This window comes from Kerstersia gyiorum, from assembly GCF_004216755.1.
Lineage (GTDB): Bacteria > Pseudomonadota > Gammaproteobacteria > Burkholderiales > Burkholderiaceae_B > Kerstersia > Kerstersia gyiorum.
The window spans coordinates 287,937-302,946 of the sequence record NZ_SGWZ01000002.1 but is presented as its reverse complement, the minus strand read 5'-3'; the positions used below and the strand labels follow the sequence as shown (position 1 = coordinate 302,946).

Genomic DNA, 15,010 nt, shown 5'->3' with positions numbered 1-15,010 from the left:
TATAGTGACGGATGGAAATCATTTCCCCGTAATCCCGTGCCGGGCTGTGCGGGATGTCGCCCCAGGCATTTTGCGTAACGACCTCGCGTTTCCGGCCCGGCCCGCCTTGATAGTGCTTTTGGCCCGTGCCTTTGGCCGTATTTGTGGCCCATTCCGCCATCCATCAGGAGTAAACTCAATGAGTACGAAAATGAATCGCATTGCAATCGGTGCTATCGCCGCTTCCCTGCTGGCCCTGGCTGCCTGCGAGCAAAAATCCAATTCCTCGCCGGCGCCTACCCCCGCGCCCGTGCCCAGCAGCAGCGCCCCGGCACCCGCCCCCGCCCCTGTGACCCCCGCCCCTGAAGTCACCCCGGCCCCGGCGCCTGAAACCAGCCAGGCACCGGGTGCAGCGTCCGGCAGCAGCGTGCAGGACAGTGTCAGCAACGGCATTGAAAAGGCCAAGGAAGCAACTGGCGAAGCTGCGCAAAAGACCCAGGACGCTATCAGCTCGACCACCGAGCAGACCAAGGAAGGCGCCCAGCAACTGACCCAGAGCGCCAAGGAAAAAGCAGAGGCCCTGCAAAACAACATCAGCAGCGCCACTGAGCAACACAAGGCGGAAACCGACAAGGTCGGCAGCACCCAGGACGGCATCAGCGCCGCCACCGAAGCCACCAAGGACTGATCCTTCGTCTGCTTCGCATGGTCTGGCTGAACACGACCATCCCCGCCACGGCAGCACCGTCCACGGTGCTGCCGTTTTTCATGCCCCCTTAAGCGGAGCAATGTAGCGAGCAGCGCCTCGGCGCTTGCACACTATGATTTTTATGCTATAGTTTATTTCTTGACTGCAAGATCGCCCGCTCAATGATGGCGAACACAGCGAGTCGGGCGCATTAGCTCAGTTGGTTAGAGCGACGGAATCATAATCCGCAGGTCCGGGGTTCGAGTCCCTGATGCGCCACCAGAAATTTCAAAGGCCAGTCTTGCAAAAGACTGGCCTTTTTGTTGTGCATCCTTTGTTGCGCTTATCCCTGTCGTCCGTAGGCGACTGCGTGCGTTTTCTGACGCTCCAGCACCGCCAGCCCGGCGCCATGCCAGCCCCTGCTGGCGTAGCATGTGAATTCCTGCCTCAGGAACAACCGGGAACCCGACAGCATCCCGGCTATGGCCCTGCACTCTCGGAATAGCACCCATGACACTGCTCGTAACTGGCGGCGCCGGCTTCATCGGCAGCAACTTCATCCTTGAATGGCTGACCCGGCACGAAGAACCGGTCGTCAACCTGGATATCCTGGGCTATGCCGGCAACCTGGAAAACCTGGCCACCGTCCGCCATGACCCGCGTCACATTTTCGTGCAGGGCGACATCCGCGACCGTGCCACTGTCGCCCGGCTCCTGGCTGACTACCAGCCCAGAGCCATCGTGCACTTTGCCGCCCAAACCCACGTGGACCGGTCCATCGACGACCCCGGCGCCTTTTTGCAAGCCAATGTCGATGGCACCTTCACACTGCTGGAATCCTGCCGCCAATACTGGCGCCGCCTGCCCGCAGCCCAGTGCGATGCATTCCGTTTCCTGCACATATCCACCGACGAAGTCTATGGTTCGCTCCCGCCTTCGGCAGCGCCCGCGACCGAAAACCACCCATACCAGCCCAGCAGCCCCTATTCGGCCAGCAAGGCGGCAAGCGACCATCTGGTCATGTCGTGGCACCGGACATATGGTTTGCCCACACTGATCTCGCATTGCTCGAACAATTACGGGCCGCGCCAGTTTCCCGAGAAACTGATCCCGCTGTTCCTGCGCCTGGCACTGGCTGGCGCGCCGCTGCCGCTTTACGGCAACGGCCTGCAGCAGCGGGACTGGCTGCATGTTGCCGACCATTGCGCCGCCTTGCGCCTTTTGCTGGCACAAGGCCAGCCCGGGCAGCGCTATAACATCGGCAGCGGCCAGGAAAGCAGCAATCTGGACATGGCCCAGACCTTATGCGCACTGCTGGACCAGCGGCTGCCGCGTCCTGACAGCCAGCCTTACGCCCGGCTGATCCAGCACGTAGCGGACCGCCCCGGGCATGACACACGCTATGCGCTGGACACAAAGAAAATCCGTACCCAGCTGGACTGGCAGGCCCGCACGCCCCTGGCGCACGGCCTGGCTTCGACCGTCGATTGGTATCTGGCACATCGCCAATGGATGGAGCGCGTGCCGGAGATGGGCGCCATTGCCTGGCACCAGAACAACAACAGCCCGGCTGATTCAGGGCCAGCCCGCCCATGAAGCCCATTCTGCTATTCGGCGCCCAGGGTCAACTGGGCCGCGCACTGGCAACACGGCTGGCCCAAGACCCACCCTCCGGGCTGCCTGCATTTACCCTCGAAACGTTCAACCGGACGCACTGCGATTTGCGCTCTGCCACCCGCCTTGGAGCCCTGATCCGCGAACGCCAGCCCTGGGCCATCATCAACGCCGCAGCCTTCACCGCCGTCGACCTCGCGCAGGCCAAGCCCGACCTGGCCCATGCCATCAACGCCCACGCCGTCGCGGCAATGGCGGCGGCTGCCGCCAGCAGCGGTGCCTGGATGGTGCATTTCTCTACGGATTATGTCTTCGATGGCGCGCAGCCGGCCGCCTACCGCGAAACGGATACGGCTGCCCCGCTTTCCGTCTATGGACGCAGCAAGCTGGCTGGGGAGCAGGCTGTTATCGCCAGTGGCTGCCGACACCTGGTTTTTCGTACCAGTTGGCTTTACAGCGCAGGGCCCGGAAACTTCCTGGGCACCATCCTCCGGCGCCTGCGGCAGCATCCCGAAGACAGTCTGAACGTCGTGGCCGATGTCCATGGCACGCCAAACAGCGCCCGACGCATTGCTTCGGCTGCTCTCGATGCCCTGGCGCTGTGCCTGCAGCCAACACCGGCCGCTGCCGGCGGACGTTATCATCTGAGTGCCAGCGGCCGTACCAGTTGGTATGACTATGCCAGCTTCGCCGCCCGGCAAGCCAGCGCACTGGGACTGCTGCCCGCAGGGAGTGCAGCCCGCATTCACCCCATCGCCGCCAGCGCATGGAAGGCCCCCGCGCCCCGCCCGCCGCAATCACAACTGGACAACACTCGTTTCCAGCAAGCGTTCGGCCTGTTGCTTCCCGATTGGCGCAATGATCTGAGCCAGACCCTGGAGCAGATTGCCCGTGAACCTGATTGGCTGACTTCCCCACCATGACAGACCAGACCCATCCCCGCAAAGGCATCCTACTGGCTGGCGGCGCCGGCACACGCCTGCATCCTGCGACCTTGGCCATTTCCAAACAGCTGCTGCCTGTCTACGACAAGCCCATGGTCTATTACCCCCTGACCACACTGATGCTGGCAGGCATCCGGGAAATCCTGCTGATCAGCACGCCAGGCGATACGCCCTTGTTCCAGCGCCTGCTGGGTGATGGCAGCCAATGGGGACTGACAATCCGCTACGCCGTCCAGGACGAGCCGCGCGGCATTGCCGAATCCCTGCTCATTGCCCGCTCGTTCCTGGGCGGACGTGCTTGCGCCCTGGTGTTGGGTGACAATATTTTCCATGGCCATGACCTGGCTCCCTTGCTGCGCCGCTGCAGCAGCCAGACGGACCAATCCACCGTGTTCGCGTATCGGGTACAGGATGCCCAGCGCTATGGCGTGGTGGAATTCGATACGCATGGCACGGCGGTTTCCATCGAAGAAAAGCCCAGCCACCCCAAATCGGACTACGCCGTCACCGGCCTGTACTTCTATGATGCCAGCGCCCCCGACAGGGCCAGGGAATTGCGCCCCTCCCCGCGCGGAGAACTGGAGATCACAGACCTCAACCTGTCCTATCTGGCGCAACGTAAACTGCACGTCGAAACCCTGGGGCGCGGCTATGCCTGGCTGGACACCGGCACACACGACGCCTTGCTGGACGCCAGCCAATTCATCGCCACCCTGGAAAAGCGCCAGGGCCTGAAAGTCGCCTGCCCCGAGGAAATCGCCTACCGCCTGGGCTACATAGACGCCGCCCAGTTGCACCGGCTGGCGGCTGCCATGCCCAACAGCCCCTACGGCCGCTATCTTGCCGCACTGCCTGACGCGCGGATATTCTGATGAAAATCGAAACCACCAGCTTGCCAGGGGTGAAACTGCTAAGCCCCGAATTTCATGCCGATGAACGCGGCTACTTCCTGGAAAACGTAAACCTGCGCCAGCTGCGCGCTGCGCTGGCCCTGCCGGACCTGGCGTTCGTGCAGGAAAACCTGTCGCAATCCCGGCATGGCGTCCTACGCGGACTGCATTTCCAGCGCGCCCCTCATGCGCAAGGCAAGCTCATCAGCGTCACGGCAGGAGAAATCTTCGATGTCGCGGTCGACATCCGCCGGGATTCAGCAACATTCGGCCAATGGACCGGCGCCATTCTTTCTGCACGCAACCGCCGCCTGCTCTGGATTCCTCCCGGGTACGCGCATGGCTTCCTGGTACTGTCGGGCAGCGCGGATTGCCTGTACCGCACGACCAGTTACTGGCATGCCCCGGCAGAAGGCAGCATACGCTGGAATGACCCGGCGCTGGCCATCAGCTGGCCACTCAGCGTGCCGCCCGTGCTGTCGGCCCGGGACCAGGCCGCCCCCCTGCTACGCGACGCCTTGCTATAGACCCACTTTTGCCTGGCGCAAGCGGCAACTACCGCCAGGCCAGGCAGGCCGCGCCACCATCATGGCATCAGCAAGCAGGCCTAGATGCCCTGCCCCGCCAGCGGCAGCCAGAGATGCAGCAGACCGAACACGGCTGCGCCTGCCAGGGTCGGCCCGGCAATGCCCCCGAAACAGCGCTTAAGTACCAGGATTACGCCCAGCGACAACAGCACCGCCAGCGTACGCCAGACATCCGGGTGCTGCGCGACCATGGGCCAGAACGATACCGCCAGCAAGGCGGCAATGGCAGCCGGACCAATGCCGCGCAACAGACGCTGGGCCAAGCCGTCCGCCGCTGCCGTATTGCGCGCGGCTGCCTTGCCACGCATGGGCAGCCAGCGGATCAGGAATGTGCCCAAACCGCACAGAATAACGATCCAATCGCTTTCGCTCATGCCGGCTCCTGGCTGCGCCGCGTCGGGACCAGGCCGGAGGCCGCGCCTAGCAACATACCGAGCGCCAGCGCATGGTATCCGGGCAGCCACTGCAACAACAACACGCAGGCGCAGGCCGTGATCACGACGACGCGCCAGTTTTTCAGCACGCCGATTTCCAGCAACAAGGCAAAAAACAGGCCCGGCAGGATAAATGACAGCGCGGCCTGCAAGGCAACCGGGGGATGCTCGAAATAACCGCCCAGCGCCACCCCCAGCACCGTGCCCAGCACCCAGGAAGCATAGGCGCCGGTCTGCAGCCCCAGGTACCAGCGTTCACGCTGCGCTTCTGGCACGTCGGCCATGCGGGTCATCGAGGCCGCGAACACTTCATCGGTCAACCCGAATGCCAGCACCGAAGTGGGCAGATTGCCATCGGCAGGACGGCGGTACTTCCCCCACAGCGAAGGGCCGTAGAACAAATGGCGCGCGTTCATCAGCAACACAGTCGGCAAAGCCGTCAACAGGCCGGCGCCGGAAGCCAGCAAGGGGATCAGCACGAACTGGCTGGCGCCTGCATAGACCACCACGGACAGCATCAGCGTCGTCAGGGGCGACAAGCCGGCCTGCAATGCAGCCAGGCCGAATGAAAAAGCGATCGGCAGGTAGCCCGCCGCAATGGAAAGGCTGACGAACAGCCCTCTGGAAAAAGCTCGCATGGGATGAAATCAAGGTTCTTTGCCGGCCTGAGCGGCCAACCTGGAATCATACCGCCGGGCAGCTCTCATGAATATGCACGCAGCTTAGAAGCTTATTCTTGCCGGCTTGCCCCGTCAGGCAGGAAACGGGCCGCATGCGCAGGCGTCCCATGGGCAGCCTTTTGCCAGTGGCGAAAGCCCCCCTCCTCCCCGTCAAGCGAAAACCCACTGAAAATTCAGCCAGCATTCAGCTTTTGGTTTAATATTGATTCTCATTTTTGATATAAGCCCAGGATAGCGTCACGAAGGGCGCAGATCCATACAGGAACGCGGCAGACAGCAAGCGTCAGCCCGTATCTGTCTGAAGCCCCTCCTGGATACGACCTTATTTCCGGGTTTGCCGGAACCACAGCGCCAGGCACAGGCTGTGCCGCCGCACCTCTATTATGGAGATCAACGATGCCGTCACGCCGTTCCGTCTTTGCCTTGACCCAAGCCGCCGTCCTGATGGGCTCGCTGGGCTATAGCGTCCTTGCCAGCGCAGCTGGCGACGTCAACCTTTACACCACGCGCGAACCCGGCCTAATCCAACCCTTGCTGGATAAATTCACCGAACAAAGCGGCATCAAGGTCAACACCGTATTCGTCAAGGACGGGCTTGCGGAACGCGTGAAAGCCGAGGGCGAGCGCTCGCCCGCCGACGTGCTGATGACCGTGGATGTCGGCAACCTGCTGGATCTGGTCGATAACGGCGTGACACAGGCAACCCGCTCCGCCGTGCTGGAAGAAGCCATTCCTGCCAACCTGCGCAGCCCCGAAGGCCAGTGGTTCACGCTATCGCTGCGCGATCGGGGCCTCTACGCCGACAAAGACCTCGCGCTGGAATCCTTCAACTATGAAGACCTGGCCAAACCGGAATGGAAAAACCGGGTGTGCATCCGTTCGGGCCAGCACCCCTACAACGTTGCATTGATCGCCGCCTATATTGCCCACCACGGCCCGGAAGCTGCGGAGCAATGGCTCTCGGGTGTCAAATCCAATCTGGCCCGCAAGGCCACTGGCGGTGACCGCAACGTTGCGCGGGACATCCTGGGGGGCATTTGCGATATCGGCATTGCCAATGCCTACTACGTTGGCCAGATGCGCTCCGCCAAGGAAGGCTCGGACGACCGCAAATGGGGCGACGCCATCAAGGTCATACGCCCCACCTTCAGCAACGGCGGCACCCACGTCAATATCAGTGGCGCCGCCGTGGCCAAGCACGCGCCCAACCATGACAACGCCATCAAGCTGCTTGAATTCCTGGTGTCCGACGATGCCCAGAGCCTATACGCCCAGGCCAACTTCGAGTATCCCGTGAAAGCAGGTGTCGCGCTGGACCCAATCGTCGCCAGCTTCGGCGAACTGCAGGTCGATACGCTCTCGCTGCCGGAAATCGCCAAGCACCGCAAGCAGGCCAGCGAACTGGTGGACAAGGTCGGCTTCGACCAATAACCATCGCCGGGCCTGACCGACGTGCACCATTTTCGGCGCCGCTGGCGCCCAATCTGGTTGTTGCTGGGGCTCGCCACGCTGCTGGCCGCCTGCGTCCTGGCACCCCTGGCTTCGCTGGCCTGGGAAGCCAGCCAGGGCAGCGCCGGCCTCTGGCAACACCTGGGACGCAACGTACTGCCCGCCGCCGCCAGCAATACCATCGTGTTGCTGGCGGGCGTCGGGCTGTTGACGACGGTCCTGGGCGCAGGCTGCGCCTGGCTGGTAAGCGCCTATCGCTTCCCTGGCCAGGCAATTCTTTCGTGGGCGCTGCTGCTGCCCCTGGCCGTGCCCACCTATATCGTGGCATACGCCTACCTGGACCTGCTGCACCCGCTCGGGCCGATCCAGGAAACCCTGCGCAACCTGCTGGGCTACGATTCCCCCCGCCAATTCCGCCTGCCGGACATCCGCTCCCTGGGCGGAGCCATTCTGCTGCTGGGCTTCGTACTGTATCCCTATGTTTACCTGACGGCGCGCATGATGTTCCAGACTCAGGCCGCCGGCCTGCTGGAGGCAGCACGCACCCTGGGCGCCACACGCCGGGACGCCTTTTTCCGGGTAGCCCTGCCACTGGCCCGGCCGGCCGTCGCCGTCGGCGCCAGCCTGGCGCTGCTCGAAACACTCAATGACATAGGCGCCTCGGAATTCCTGGGGGTCCAGACCCTGACCGTCGCCGTCTACAACACCTGGGTCAGCCGTTCGGATCTCGCCGGTGCCGCGCAGATTGCGTTGTCCATGCTGCTGCTGGTCGTACTGCTGATCTGGCTGGAACGGCACGCGCGCCGCCGCCAACGCTACGCCACCACCCAGCGGCCGCGCCCCATGCAGCCCACCCGGGTGGCAGGCTGGCGGGGCTGGCTGCTGTGCGCCATCGCCAGCCTGCCCGTCCTGCTGGGTTTCGTCTTGCCGGCTGCCTATCTGCTGCAACAGACGCTGCGCTACTTCGACCGCCATGGCGCGCTCTCGCAGCAACTGGCGGCCAGCGCCATCAACACCATCAGCGTGGCGGCAGTCGCAACCCTGCTGACGCTGGCCGCCGGCCTGCTCCTGGCGGCCGCCCGGCGCCTGGCCCCTGGCCGCCATGACGAGCGCCTGGGCCTGTTGGCGTTGCGCATCGGCAGCCTGGGCTATGCCGTGCCCGGCACGATCGTGGCGATCGGCCTGTTGGCCCCGATGGCCTGGGTGGACCAGGGCATCAATGGCATCACTGCCTTCTGGGGCGACACGCCGCAGCTATGGTTGATGGGCAGCACCGCTGCACTGGTCCTGGCTTATCTCATCCGCTTTCTTGCCATTGCCGCTGGCGGCATTGAAGCCGGCTATGCCCGCATCCCGCCCGCCCTGGACCGCGCCGCCCGCAGCCTGGGGGAGGACGAAACCGGTGTGCTGCGCCGCGTCCATCTGCCATTGCTGCGGCCCGCATTGTTCAGCGCTGCGCTACTGGTGTTTGTCGACACCATGAAGGAACTCCCGGCCACGCTGCTGCTGCGCCCCCTCAACTTCGAAACGCTGGCAACCTGGCTGTATGCAGAAGCCGCTCGCGGCACCTATGAAGAAGGTGCTGTCGCTGCGCTGGCCATCGTCGCGGCAGGCCTGCTGCCTGTCATCCTGCTGGCCCGCGCCGGCAGCCGTCCCGTCATCGCGCCATGATCACTACGCCGTATCTTTCGCTGGAACAGATAACCCTGGCCTACCCCGGCCGTCCCGTCCTCGCGGACTTCAGCCTGCATCTGGAACGCGGACACCTGGGCGCCCTGCTGGGCGCCTCCGGTTGCGGCAAAAGCACAGTGTTGCGCGCCATCGCCGGCTTCGAGCCGGTACATGCCGGCCGCATCTCGCTGGAGGGTCGCCTTCTTGCCGGCGACGGCCGGAACGTCCCTCCCGAAGAGCGCCAGATTGGCATGATGTTCCAGGACTATGCCCTGTTTCCGCACCTGTCTCTGGCAAACAACATCGGCTTCGGCCTGCGGCGGCTGCCACGCGTTCAGCAGCAACGGCGCATCGCCCAAATGCTGGAACTGGTCGGACTGACCGGCCTGGGCCCAGCCTTTCCGCATGAAATATCGGGTGGCCAGCAGCAACGCGTGGCGCTGGCACGCGCCCTGGCCCCGGAACCCAGCCTGCTGCTGCTGGACGAACCCTTTTCCAACCTGGACACACTGACCCGCGAGCGGCTGGCCTTCGATGTCCGGGACATCCTCAAGGACAGCGGCGCCACGGCATTGCTGGTCACGCACAACCAGGCCGAAGCCTATGCCATGGCGGATCGCATGGGCATCATGATAGGCGGTACGCTACGCCAATGGGGCAACCCCAGGGAGCTCAGCAATCAACCAGTGGACGATGCCGTGGCCGAATTCCTGGGCCTGCAGGACAATCTGGCCAGCCAGCGCGCAGCGGCACGCCAGCGCGCTTCTTGATCCAACGCTGGTAAAGGCTCAGCCCCTGGCGCCGACTTCCCAATCCGTCGGCCCGGCGGCCGGGAACAGGCGTGCGCCCTGCTTGGTCTTGCGCGGCACAGGATTCGCAGGCCGCGCGGGCTCGCCCTTGCGCAGGAATACGGCGTCGGCCGAACACAGATGCAGCAGCAGCGCCGCGACCACCGGCAGCACTCGGGCCGTCTGTTCCGCCCCGCGTGTCGCATCCGCCTCGTCCATGCCTGCCTGATTGGCCTGACTTTCCCGTTCCGACTCCTCAATGGCGCCCTGCACGGCGGCAGCCAGCGTCGGCACACCCAGGTCAACCACCAGGGGCGTCAGCCCGGTATCCTCGTCCAGCAGCAGGCGCAATTCCAACGCGCCATTATTGATGTCATGTTCAAGATGCGCCCACACGCCATGCAGGCCCTGGTCCAATTCCGGCGTTTCAATATAGACGCCCCACTCCGGCAGGGTGAACAAGGCTTCGCAGGAAACCTCCAGGCTGGCCGGCGCCTGCTGCAGAGATGCCAGCAGCCCGGGCTGGAAACGGTAGATTCCTTGCGTCATGCGCCAGGCGCCCAATGCGGCCAGGCGGGAAACGTCCAGCAAGGACGCCAGGTTATGGATCTCCTTGCCCCCATGTTTGGCACGCGCCACGATGGCATACCAGCCGCCCAGGGGCAGATAGCACCAATCCTGCCAATGCGGCTTGCCGGGTTGGCCGTTGATCGAGCGGAACAGCTCGGCCTTCTTCCAGGCTTCGGGATAGGCAGCGGCAGCAGTAGACAAGGCCTCGCAGGCGCGGTGGGTTTTTCTTTGGATTTGGGGCATAGATCGCAGCCGGCATCCGTTCTGGCACATTGTGACAAACGGCATGACAGCAAAACTTGAATGAAAGCAGGGATTTTACGGGAGCCTGGCCCGGCGCGCTGCAAATACGCCCGGCCAGGACCGAGCCGCCACGCCCGCGCTGTTACCATTACGGATTGCCGGGCACCCTTACACGGTCGACGCCCCCAAACCGGCCGACCGGCCCTCCCGACACCCATCATCATCAAGAGGTCAAGCGCTCCCATGAAACTTGCAGCCTGGAACGTGAATTCCCTGAAAGTCCGACTGCCGCAGGTCATCGACTGGCTCAACACAAACCCGGTCGACGCCCTGTGCCTGCAGGAGCTCAAGCTGGAGGACGACAAGTTCCCGCTCGCCGCCTTCACCGAACTGGGTTACCACGCCGCCTGGGCCGGCCAGAAAACCTACAATGGCGTGGCCCTTATCTCGCGCCAGCCCGGTGCCGATATCGTACGCAACATCCCCGGCTTTGAAGACCCCCAACGCCGCCTGGTCGCCGCCACCCTGCCCGACCCGGCTGGCGGGGAAATCCGTGTCGTCAGCGTCTACTGCCCGAACGGCCAGGCACTGGACAGCGAAAAATATCCCTACAAACTGAGCTGGTTTGCCGCCCTGCACGAATGGCTGCGCGAAGAACTGAGCCGCTATCCCAAACTGGCCATCCTTGGCGACTACAACATCGCCCCGGACGATCGCGACGTCCACGATCCCGCCAAATGGGAAGGCCAGGTACTGGTATCGCCGCCGGAGCGCGCCGCCTGGACACAGCTGCTGGACCTTGGGTTGAGCGACTCCTTCCGCCTCTTTGAGCAACCGGAAAAAAGCTTCAGCTGGTGGGACTACCGCCAGGGCGCCTTCCGCCGCAATGCCGGCCTGCGCATCGACCACGTCCTGATCTCCGATGCCCTGAAGGACCGCTGCATCGCCAGCCTGATCGACAAGGCACCGCGCGCCAACGAACAACCCTCGGACCACGCCCCTGTCGTGGCCGAACTGAAAATCTGAACCTGAAGACAGCCAGACATCGGCGCAAAATTCTCCGCGCCGATGCTTGCCAAGCTGAAATGGCAGGCATATAATTTATCTCTTCATTGGGGCGGTAGCTCAGCTGGGAGAGCGTCGCGTTCGCAATGCGAAGGTCGGGAGTTCGATCCTCCTCCGCTCCACCAAAATTCCCAGTTAAAAAGGCACCACATTTTCGAATGTGGTGCCTTTTCTGCTTTTCAGGCCCGATTGCTTATTTCCGCCCAGGCCCCATCTGCAAAGATGCGCAGTACCGACCTTCGGATGTCAGCGTCCCCAGTCAGCAAACCGCTCACCGGGGTTCAAGTACCTGGAAAGTTATTCGAACTTGAAGATTTTCTTCCAGTCGTTTTTCATGCTGATGATGGACCAGTTCTTGCTGACGGCTTCGTCATACAGGTTCTGAGTGAAGGTGCCGACCTGCGTGTCGGGCAGGCCCTGGGCCGGGCCATAGGCGTATTCGCGCTTGGCATCGTCATGGAACACCAGCATGCCCATGCGGCGGCCGGGGCCGCTGGTGGTGTATTCCAGCATTTCTCGGTCACCCGTGGAGTTGCCGGCGGAGAAATGCGGCCGCTTGCCGATGAACAGGCCGATGCCCCTGGCCTTGCCACCAAAGTCGTCATTGAAGAACAGCGACGGTTGCAACGCCAGGAATGCCTTGCCGTCCTGGTCGTACTTGAATTGGGTGCCGAACGAGGTGCCGGCAATTTGTTCGACGGGGATGCCATAGACCGAGTCGCTGTAGGTACGAACGAAGTCCTGGCCTCCACCGGTGACGATATAGGTCTTGTAGCCATTGGCGCGCAGGTATTCCATCAATTCCAGCATGGGCTGGTAGATCAGGTCGGTATAGGGCCGTCCCCAGCGCGGGTCGCGTGCGGTGGCCAGCCATTTTTCGACGTCGGCCTGGTATTCCTCGACGCTGAGGCCGTCCTGCGCAAGAACGGCGATGCGGAAGATTTCTGCGGTCGATAGCACACTGATTTTCTTCATGTCACCGCTCAGGACCGTTTTGAACGGTTCCTGGTCGGCGTATGAAGGGTTCTTGCTGACGAGCTCGTTGGTCTTGCTCAGTATGTACAGATACTGGGAATACAGCGGGTGTTCCACCCACAGCGTGCCATCCTGGTCGAATGTGGCAATGCGATCTTTCTGGATGACAAAATCCTTGGAGCCCTCGGTGGTCGTGTCCTTGACGAATTCCAGGATGTTGCGTTTGGTCGTGCCCTCGTTCCAGGAAGGCAAGGGATCGGCGACGACTGCTGCCGGCGCCGCATTTTCCGCATGGACGGCAGGCAGTACAGCCAACAACAGCACCGCCGTGACACAGCGCGAGAACTGACGAATCATAGCCACATCCTTTTTTGAAATGAAACCTGAACCGGCATTATTCATGCCCAATCATTTCAATATAGCTGTCGCCGCGATTCTTTTCACGACATTGGTGCCGGCAATCGGCATAACCATCAAAAAGAAAGAAAAAACGACAGTGCAAGAAAAGAATGCCTCGTATTCTCAGACGTTCTGGATGCGAGGCAATCGACAGGAAGGTTTCATCAATGAAAAACGTGTATTCATTCCAGCTCCCTGCTGCCAATTACCGATGGTCAGTCCTTTGCTAGCCGGCCTTAATCGTCAAGCCAGGCGAGGCCAATGGATTTGCTATTTATAACAGCCTCAGGAATACGGAATTTTCCTGGTTTGAATTGACCCATTACAGGCTTTCGATTCGTTTTTTTGCCCTGGCTGCCGCCTGTTGCACCATGACATGAGGATGAGTTTCGCAGCGCTCCACCAATGGCATCAACTGCCGGGCCGGACGCGCAGCGATCTGACGGCAAATGGCTTCCGGCACATACAGGTCTTCATCGCGCACCAGCAAGGCCAAGGCCGGCACATCGGAGAGATCCATTGAAGGAATGAGCGCCGGCAGCACATCCTCTGCGTCCTGCGTCGCCAGAAAATGCTGGCAGAACTGTTGCAATGCCGCCTGGTCGGTTGCCTGCCAAGCCTCGCCGGGCGCGACATCTTCCAGCATGCCCCCGGCAGCGCAGGCCTGCCTGGCTGCCGCCAGAAAAGCGTCGATATCCGCATAGACGATGCGGCTGTCGCCATCGTGCGTCAAGTAGAGCACGGCACCCCGCAAGGCTGCGCATCCAATGACGAAGTGGTGGCTGCTGGTGCCCGGGTCGTCAACGATGATGCCTTGCAGCACCTGAACCAAGGGATGGAAACTGCGGAATTGTTCCGTCTGCGCAATGGCGTCCGGCGAGGTGAACAGGCCCAGCGCCTGGCACCCTTCTTCCCAGCCGGATACTTGCTGAAAGTAAGTGGCAAGTTTTTCCGCCAGCGCCGCATCGCCAGTCAGCGGGATCAATTCGGAATTCATTGCTTGCCGTCCTTTTCAATCATAGGTATCAGAACAGTGTGCTGATGGCCATGCGCAAAGGGTTCTCGGCGGAACTCAGCAGCTTGATGGCCAGGGCGCAACAGACGACCACCACCATGGGTCTGACCAGCCGCGTGCCAACCTTGACGGCGCAACGCGCCCCCAGCTGGGCACCAGCAAATGCCCCGAATGCCATGGAAATGGCCAGCGGCCAGAAAATGGCCCCCTTCAACAGGAAGATGAACAGCGCCCCCAGATTGCAGGCAGCGTTGGCCAGTTTGGTAAAGCTGACGGCGCGCATGACAGGCAGGCCACACAGCAGTGTCAGGCCGACCATGAAAAAGGAACCCGTGCCCGGGCCGAAAACGCCATCGTAAAAGCCGATCAAGGGCGCCACCAGGATGGCGAACATCAGCAGTGTCATGCGCTTTTTACGTTTATCGTCGTCCAGCCTGGGCGCAAAGGCAAAGTAACCTGCCACCAGCAACAACAGGACGGGTATGCTGGCTTCCAACCAGTTCTTGTCCATATAGCTGACAAAAAGTGCGCCCAGGATGCCGCCCATCATGGAAAAAGCCGCCAGGACGCGGCCGGTTTTCCATTCCACCAGGCCCTTGCGGGCAAATGCCACGGTCGCCGAGACCGAACCGGCCGAGGCCTGGAATTTATTGGTAGCCAGCGCAGCCACCGGATCCATGCCTGCCAGGAAAAGCGCAGGCACGGTAATCAACCCGCCGCCACCAGCAATGGCGTCGAAAAATCCGGCACAGAATGCGACGGCCGTCAGGATGGCGATGATGTCAATGTCCATGGCGTAATACGTGATAGCCCAGTTGTAGGAAAAGCCCCAGTGATGGCGCGCCGCCTGGGGCGCCTGGGCAAATGGCAGACGAGCGGAAAACAGTGCCGCGCCGCCGTGACTCAAGAATACTCCTGCTGCATTGCCACAAACGTCTCCCGGGCACACTTTGTCCTTCTCTCCGGGCCGACATCGCCAAACGGGCAATTATCCCACCGTACTGCTGACATCAGGCTGT

16 protein-coding genes and 2 tRNA genes are annotated in these 15,010 nt (G+C 62.2%); 12 read left to right on the top strand and 6 right to left on the bottom strand.

What is annotated here, in order from left to right; genetic code table 11:
- Positions 1-178 precede the first annotated feature (178 nt).
- From EV679_RS17605 to rfbC, 6 genes are all read left to right on the top strand, one after another.
- Positions 179-667, top strand: a complete 489-nt coding sequence (locus EV679_RS17605) for a hypothetical protein (protein ID WP_165389990.1) — start codon at positions 179-181, stop codon at positions 665-667.
- Between the two features lie 205 nt (positions 668-872).
- A tRNA-Met gene (locus EV679_RS07670) sits at positions 873-949 on the top strand.
- Positions 950-1,177: 228 nt separating this feature from the next.
- Positions 1,178-2,263, top strand: coding sequence for a dTDP-glucose 4,6-dehydratase (gene rfbB / locus EV679_RS07665; RefSeq protein WP_130486908.1), 1,086 nt, complete (start codon positions 1,178-1,180; stop codon positions 2,261-2,263).
- Positions 2,260-3,204: a dTDP-4-dehydrorhamnose reductase gene (rfbD, locus tag EV679_RS07660; protein ID WP_130486907.1), complete on the top strand. Its 945-nt coding sequence runs from the start codon at positions 2,260-2,262 to the stop codon at positions 3,202-3,204. The genes rfbB and rfbD overlap by 4 nt, the downstream gene beginning before the upstream one ends.
- On the top strand, positions 3,201-4,097 hold the full coding sequence (rfbA, locus tag EV679_RS07655) for a glucose-1-phosphate thymidylyltransferase RfbA (protein ID WP_068368543.1): 897 nt from the start codon (positions 3,201-3,203) through the stop codon (positions 4,095-4,097). Before rfbD ends, rfbA begins: the two co-directional genes overlap by 4 nt.
- Positions 4,091-4,642 carry a dTDP-4-dehydrorhamnose 3,5-epimerase gene (gene rfbC / locus EV679_RS07650; protein ID WP_207224911.1) on the top strand — a complete coding sequence of 184 codons (552 nt, stop codon included), beginning with the start codon at positions 4,091-4,093 and terminating at the stop codon, positions 4,640-4,642. Before rfbA ends, rfbC begins: the two co-directional genes overlap by 7 nt.
- Positions 4,643-4,722: 80 nt before the next feature.
- Here the strand turns inward: rfbC and EV679_RS07645 are convergent, their stop codons facing one another.
- Complete coding sequence (locus EV679_RS07645) at positions 4,723-5,076, bottom strand: AzlD domain-containing protein (RefSeq protein WP_130486905.1); 354 nt, start codon at positions 5,074-5,076, stop codon at positions 4,723-4,725.
- Entirely contained in the window at positions 5,073-5,774 is a 702-nt protein-coding gene (locus EV679_RS07640; protein WP_068368552.1) for an AzlC family ABC transporter permease, read from the bottom strand. The genes EV679_RS07645 and EV679_RS07640 overlap by 4 nt, the downstream gene beginning before the upstream one ends.
- A gap of 486 nt (positions 5,775-6,260) precedes the next feature.
- Between EV679_RS07640 and EV679_RS07635 the strand changes: the two genes are divergently transcribed.
- Genes EV679_RS07635 through EV679_RS07625 form a run of 3 tightly spaced genes read left to right on the top strand, consistent with a single transcriptional unit; the run spans position 6,261 to position 9,706 of the window.
- Positions 6,261-7,247 carry a Fe(3+) ABC transporter substrate-binding protein gene (locus EV679_RS07635; RefSeq protein ID WP_415777762.1) on the top strand — a complete coding sequence of 329 codons (987 nt, stop codon included), beginning with the start codon at positions 6,261-6,263 and terminating at the stop codon, positions 7,245-7,247.
- Positions 7,248-7,268: 21 nt separating this feature from the next.
- Positions 7,269-8,936, top strand: a complete 1,668-nt coding sequence (locus EV679_RS07630; protein ID WP_372726468.1) for an ABC transporter permease — start codon at positions 7,269-7,271, stop codon at positions 8,934-8,936.
- Complete coding sequence (locus EV679_RS07625; RefSeq protein ID WP_068368562.1) at positions 8,933-9,706, top strand: ABC transporter ATP-binding protein; 774 nt, start codon at positions 8,933-8,935, stop codon at positions 9,704-9,706. The genes EV679_RS07630 and EV679_RS07625 overlap by 4 nt, the downstream gene beginning before the upstream one ends.
- A gap of 18 nt (positions 9,707-9,724) precedes the next feature.
- On the opposite strand, the gene EV679_RS07620 is transcribed toward EV679_RS07625, so the two are convergent.
- Positions 9,725-10,537: an AcrVA2 family anti-CRISPR protein gene (locus EV679_RS07620; protein WP_068368564.1), complete on the bottom strand. Its 813-nt coding sequence runs from the start codon at positions 10,535-10,537 to the stop codon at positions 9,725-9,727.
- A 243-nt stretch (positions 10,538-10,780) separates the two neighbouring features.
- Between EV679_RS07620 and xth the strand changes: the two genes are divergently transcribed.
- On the top strand, positions 10,781-11,563 hold the full coding sequence (gene xth / locus EV679_RS07615; protein ID WP_068368567.1) for an exodeoxyribonuclease III: 783 nt from the start codon (positions 10,781-10,783) through the stop codon (positions 11,561-11,563).
- A gap of 88 nt (positions 11,564-11,651) precedes the next feature.
- A tRNA-Ala gene (locus tag EV679_RS07610) sits at positions 11,652-11,727 on the top strand.
- 172 nt (positions 11,728-11,899) lie between these two features.
- Here EV679_RS07610 and EV679_RS07605 read toward each other — a convergent pair.
- A complete protein-coding gene (locus tag EV679_RS07605; protein WP_130486902.1) occupies positions 11,900-12,934 on the bottom strand; it encodes an HAD family hydrolase in 1,035 nt (344 codons plus the stop codon).
- 43 nt (positions 12,935-12,977) lie between these two features.
- On the opposite strand from EV679_RS07605, the gene EV679_RS07600 reads away from it, so the two are divergent.
- Entirely contained in the window at positions 12,978-13,256 is a 279-nt protein-coding gene (locus EV679_RS07600; protein ID WP_130486901.1) for a hypothetical protein, read from the top strand.
- A gap of 42 nt (positions 13,257-13,298) precedes the next feature.
- Here EV679_RS07600 and EV679_RS07595 read toward each other — a convergent pair whose 3' ends face one another.
- Positions 13,299-13,973, bottom strand: coding sequence for a hypothetical protein (locus EV679_RS07595; protein WP_068368582.1), 675 nt, complete (start codon positions 13,971-13,973; stop codon positions 13,299-13,301).
- 28 nt (positions 13,974-14,001) lie between these two features.
- Positions 14,002-14,898, bottom strand: a complete 897-nt coding sequence (locus tag EV679_RS07590; protein ID WP_238591317.1) for a TSUP family transporter — start codon at positions 14,896-14,898, stop codon at positions 14,002-14,004.
- Positions 14,899-15,010 lie beyond the last annotated feature (112 nt).

What these genes read in the sequence shown, in the direction of transcription:
- EV679_RS17605 (WP_165389990.1), top strand. Translation starts at nt 179, where the DNA reads ATGAGTACGAAAATGAATCGCATTGCAATCGGTGCTATCGCCGCTTCC.
- rfbB (WP_130486908.1), top strand. Translation starts at nt 1,178, where the DNA reads ATGACACTGCTCGTAACTGGCGGCGCCGGCTTCATCGGCAGCAACTTC.
- rfbD (WP_130486907.1), top strand. Translation starts at nt 2,260, where the DNA reads ATGAAGCCCATTCTGCTATTCGGCGCCCAGGGTCAACTGGGCCGCGCA.
- rfbA (WP_068368543.1), top strand. Translation starts at nt 3,201, where the DNA reads ATGACAGACCAGACCCATCCCCGCAAAGGCATCCTACTGGCTGGCGGC.
- EV679_RS07645 (WP_130486905.1), bottom strand. Translation starts at nt 5,076, where the DNA reads ATGAGCGAAAGCGATTGGATCGTTATTCTGTGCGGTTTGGGCACATTC.
- EV679_RS07640 (WP_068368552.1), bottom strand. Translation starts at nt 5,774, where the DNA reads ATGCGAGCTTTTTCCAGAGGGCTGTTCGTCAGCCTTTCCATTGCGGCG.
- EV679_RS07635 (WP_415777762.1), top strand. Translation starts at nt 6,261, where the DNA reads ATGGGCTCGCTGGGCTATAGCGTCCTTGCCAGCGCAGCTGGCGACGTC.
- EV679_RS07625 (WP_068368562.1), top strand. Translation starts at nt 8,933, where the DNA reads ATGATCACTACGCCGTATCTTTCGCTGGAACAGATAACCCTGGCCTAC.
- EV679_RS07620 (WP_068368564.1), bottom strand. Translation starts at nt 10,537, where the DNA reads ATGCCCCAAATCCAAAGAAAAACCCACCGCGCCTGCGAGGCCTTGTCT.
- xth (WP_068368567.1), top strand. Translation starts at nt 10,781, where the DNA reads ATGAAACTTGCAGCCTGGAACGTGAATTCCCTGAAAGTCCGACTGCCG.
- EV679_RS07605 (WP_130486902.1), bottom strand. Translation starts at nt 12,934, where the DNA reads ATGATTCGTCAGTTCTCGCGCTGTGTCACGGCGGTGCTGTTGTTGGCT.
- EV679_RS07600 (WP_130486901.1), top strand. Translation starts at nt 12,978, where the DNA reads ATGCCCAATCATTTCAATATAGCTGTCGCCGCGATTCTTTTCACGACA.
- EV679_RS07595 (WP_068368582.1), bottom strand. Translation starts at nt 13,973, where the DNA reads ATGAATTCCGAATTGATCCCGCTGACTGGCGATGCGGCGCTGGCGGAA.